This is a genomic window from Areca yellow leaf disease phytoplasma (assembly GCF_041920595.1).
Genome location: NZ_CP169277.1, coordinates 253011 through 257363, shown reverse-complemented (window position 1 = coordinate 257363; position 4353 = coordinate 253011). Strand labels below are relative to the sequence as shown.

Annotated in this window: 4 protein-coding genes; all 4 read left to right on the top strand. The window is 35.4% G+C overall.

The genetic code is table 11. The features are described from left to right. Positions 1-20 precede the first annotated feature (20 nt). The 4 genes from ACEW7V_RS01475 to ACEW7V_RS01460 all read left to right on the top strand — a co-directional run bounded on the left by ACEW7V_RS01475 (position 21) and on the right by ACEW7V_RS01460 (position 3511). Positions 21-278 (top strand): chromo domain-containing protein, encoded by a 258-nt coding sequence (locus ACEW7V_RS01475; protein WP_374695744.1) that lies wholly within the window; start codon positions 21-23, stop codon positions 276-278. A gap of 231 nt (positions 279-509) precedes the next feature. Continuing rightward, entirely contained in the window at positions 510-794 is a 285-nt protein-coding gene (locus ACEW7V_RS01470) for a hypothetical protein (RefSeq protein ID WP_374695651.1), read from the top strand. Between the two features lie 1818 nt (positions 795-2612). Further along, positions 2613-2855, top strand: coding sequence for a hypothetical protein (locus ACEW7V_RS01465; protein WP_374695650.1), 243 nt, complete (start codon positions 2613-2615; stop codon positions 2853-2855). Between the two features lie 344 nt (positions 2856-3199). Next, entirely contained in the window at positions 3200-3511 is a 312-nt protein-coding gene (locus tag ACEW7V_RS01460) for a hypothetical protein (RefSeq protein WP_374695649.1), read from the top strand. Positions 3512-4353: the final 842 nt, after the last annotated feature.

Genomic DNA, 4353 nt, shown 5'->3' with positions numbered 1-4353 from the left:
TGTGCTTCGTTCAGATTTTTGTGCTCTCTACTCATGATCGAGGATACCAAAGATACATGGTCCGCTGGCAAGGAAGGCCAGATTCTGATGACTCTTGGATCTCCCGAGAAGAATTACAAGAATTGGACCCAGACCTCTTGGAGAGATACCAGAGCCAACTTGATCCATACTCGACAGGGTCGAGTTCCTCCCACCCTGGGAGAATTGGTGCGGGCACCAGACTCAGAAGAAGACTTCAGAGCTCATCTGGATCTCTGATTAACCTTGCACGAAATTAGAGTTTTTGCTGGCTTGTAATAAGGGTTGACTTGATCAACTCAATTTTAGTTTGAGTCTGTATTACCTGCATTTTTATTTTGTTGAGTCATGTTGACTCAGTAGTGGACTAGGGCTTCAACCTGGGGTGTTACATTTTCTCCCAAGGCCAAGCAAGTGGGCGCCACACTCCCAGCCACACTCCCAGCCATACGCCTGAGTCCAGGGGGCGCCACATCTCCATCCAGCAGGCTTTGGTCCCCACACCACAGATAGCAGCTCCCCTCTTTCATGCGCCAATTGAGGAGAAATCCACCAGGGGTCCACAAATCAAGGGGGCGGCCCAAGACTTCGCAAAAGAACCAAACTATAAAGGGAAGAAATTCTCTTGGAGAGAAATTCAAGGAGGCGCCCATTACCTGCCAGAAATACTCAGAACAAAGTTAGAAGGAGCCATAACATGGGGAGAAAGAAAAGGAGGTATCCAAAAAGGGTTGAGCCATGGAAGGAAGGAGATTTCTCTTGAAAAGCAAGGTTAGGAGGCGCCCTAATCATTCCAACTAAAGCCAGATATAAAAGGCAACAAATTTTCTCTTGGAGGGCAAGGTTAAGAGGCGTCCAAACACTTCCAGATAAGGCCAAGCATAGAAGGAAAAAAATATTTTCTTGGAGGTCAAGACAAGGAGGCGCCACCCACTTTCCTTTTTGAAGCTTCAATCAACCTCCAAGTATTCTTATTTAAAATTTGTTATAGAAAGAAAACGACAATGATTTTTCTATCGAAAATAAAGATGCTATTTTTAATTCAAAAAAAAGTGTCCAAAGATGAAAAAGAACAATTTTAAAAGCCAATTACCAAACTGGACAATTATTTAGAATCCACAGCTCGGATTAATTATAGTGCTTGGGACGATGTTAATTTAATGATGACACAATACGAAACCCTAGAATCAGATTCAATTTCGCCTTCATTAATCCGTCAAGACTTGGGTTTTCAAGGCAAAAAAAGAATTGAATTTCACACTCACACTAAAATGTCTAATTTAGACGCTATTAATAGTGCAGATATTTACAAATAGCAGAATCATGGGGACACGAAGCGATTGCTTTTGGATCATGACGGCATTTGCTTACCCTGAAGTCGCGAACATCTTTTAAAAAATAAAAAAATCAAACCTATTTATGGAGTGAAGTTGATTTTATTGAAGAAAAAACTATTTATATCACCAATCAAAAGAAGATGATTTTAGAAAAAGATTTTGTTTTAAAAGAAGCTACTTATGTGGTTTTGACTTGAAACTACTGGATTATCTAATGTTCGTGACAAAATTATTAAATCGCTGGAGTAAAATTAAAAGCAAACAAAATAGGCGAGTTTCAAAAATTTATCGACCGCAGCAAAAATTAACCAAAACTATCACCGAATATTACCAATAATACGGATAGAATGCTTCAAAGGACAACAAACAATTGACAAAGTTTTTACCACAATTTTTAGCTTTGCCAAGACTTTGTGTTTTAGTGGCTCACAACACTTCTTTTGATATTAATTTTTAAAGAAAAAGCAAAAAGAACTCAAAATATCTTTGGAACCACAACCCATTATTGATACCGCGGCATTGTCTCAACATTTCAGTAATCTTTTAAAATATTTTTTCTTTAAAAAGATTGGCAACTTTTTCAAAGTCAAATTAGAAGACCATCACCGTGACTTGCGGATGCCACTGCACAGCAGAAGTTTTTATCAAAATGATTGATCAATTGGCGGATCAACCAAAGATCCCAAAGACGAACAAGTAATTACTTTTTTGACTTACAGAAAAAATCGATCCCAAATGCGAAAGACCTTATCCCATCAATATTTTTGGTGGCTAATCAAACCGGTTATCGCAATCTTTTTTGAACTTTTAAGCAACGCTTTAACTAAGGATTTTAACAAAAACCCTCGTGTTTTAAAATCTAATTTAGCTAATTTAAGACAAGGTCTTTTTTTAGTGGGTAGTAGTTTATGAATAATATTTTTGAAATAGCTCTCAATCAAAACATTTCCAAATTGAAAAAGCTATTTCTTTTACGATTACATCCAAAGTTCAACCTCCCAGAAACATAAACTACTTGGTTAGGCAAAAACGGGCTTCAAATCCATTTAAGAACTACTCAAAACCATCATAAAAGAATCCCAAAAACAAGCAAAAATAGTAATTGCCACTGGGGACGTTCATTATATTCATCAGCAGGAAAAAGATTATCGCGAAATTTATATTAGTGCCAAAAATGGTAGGAGGCGGCTTACACAAATTATCTAGATACGAAAATAAAAATCTTGCCAGAAAATCACCTTTTGACCACCACAAGAAATGATAGATGCATTTGCCTTTTTACAAGATGAAAAATTAATTTATGAAATTATAATTGAAAATACTCATTTGCTTAATTCCAAAATTGAAAAAAATCAAAGCTTTTCTTCGGAACTATTTTCTTTTCAAAGACGACGCTTTCAAAGCCAACTTACAAAATACCAAGCATCAAAGAAGAAATTAAGCGTTTGGTTGATACAAAAAGTTAAACAAATGTACGGCACGCAACTCCCCACCCTTTAATTAAAGAAAGACGGATCTAAGAGTTAAAAAGTATAGGAGAGACAAAAAACGAAAAATCTAACTCAAAATATTTCTCCTGTTTATTATTTGATCACATTTATTAGTTAAAAATTCTTTGGAAAAAGGTTATTTAGTAGGCTCACGATAGTTCGATTGGTTCTTCTTTAGTAGCAACTATGTTAGAAATTACCGAGTAAATCCGTTAAAACCACATTATTATTGTCACAATGCAACTACACTATTGTCCAATTAAAACCACAAGAAAAAGAACAATATTACAACTCAGAAGAAGAAAAAATACCACAACAAGACGATAAGGTTTTTTCGGGATACGATTGCCAAACATGCCTTGTCCCAAGTGCGACACTCAGTTCAAAAAAGACGGTCATGACATTCCTTTTGAAACTTTTCTAGGCTTTGAAGGCAACAAAACTCCTGATATTGATCTAAATTTTTTTGCAGGTGATTACCGAAGCCAAGCCCACAATTACATTAAAGAATTGTTAGGAGAAAAACACGCTTTAGAGCGAGGAACCATCCAGACTTGTTGCTCAAAGAAACGCTTATGGCTATACGATGGGTTTTGTAGAAGAAAAACAAAAACAATGGCGCAAACAAAAAGTAGCCCAAATTGCCAACAAAATCAGAGGAGTTAAACGTTCACAATGGCCAGCATCCAGGAGGAATTGTTGTTGTGCTGCCCGATCGAAGTAGATGAGGAAGTAACCTTGTCCAATATCCAGCTAACGACACCAATTGAAAACAACTCATTTTGATTATCATTCCTTGAGCAAAAATCTTTTAAATTAGACATTTTAGGACATGATGATCCTATGATGATTAAATTTTTGATGGATTATGTTAAAGAAAATCGAAGAATTTTTCCTTTCACAAGAGCCCAAGATATTCCCTGTAGATGATCCCCGCAGTTTATAATTGTTTTTCCAACGAATTCAAAATTGATTCTTCTGTAAATCCAGGAAATAAAATCACTATTGATTCTTTGGGTATTCCCAAATTTGGAAAACTATTTTTGTCAAACAAATGTTAAAAGATTTAATAACCGCTAAATTAAAATTCACAAAAAACAAGCAATTAAAATTAATTTTGCTGCTTTAGTAAAAATCTCTGTGACTTTCACATGGAACTGATGGTTTAGAACCTAAAACGCCAGAGATGCTATCAACAAAACAGGCGAATTTGAAAAATACAAAAAATAAAACAATTTCTTTTTGATGATATAAATTGGTTGTCGTGATGATATTATGTTACAATTACAAGAAAAAGGGCTTGATCCTTTAAAAAAGCTTTTTGGATATTATGGAATTTATCCGTAAAGGCAAACCCCAAAGATGATTTTTCAAACATGGAACAACAAACAAGAAATTAAAGACAAAGTAGAAGCAGATATTGATTCTGCTGCTAAAATTAAATATTTATTCCTAAAGCGCACGCCACTGCTTATGTTATTATGGCTTTGAGGATTTATTTTAGCTAT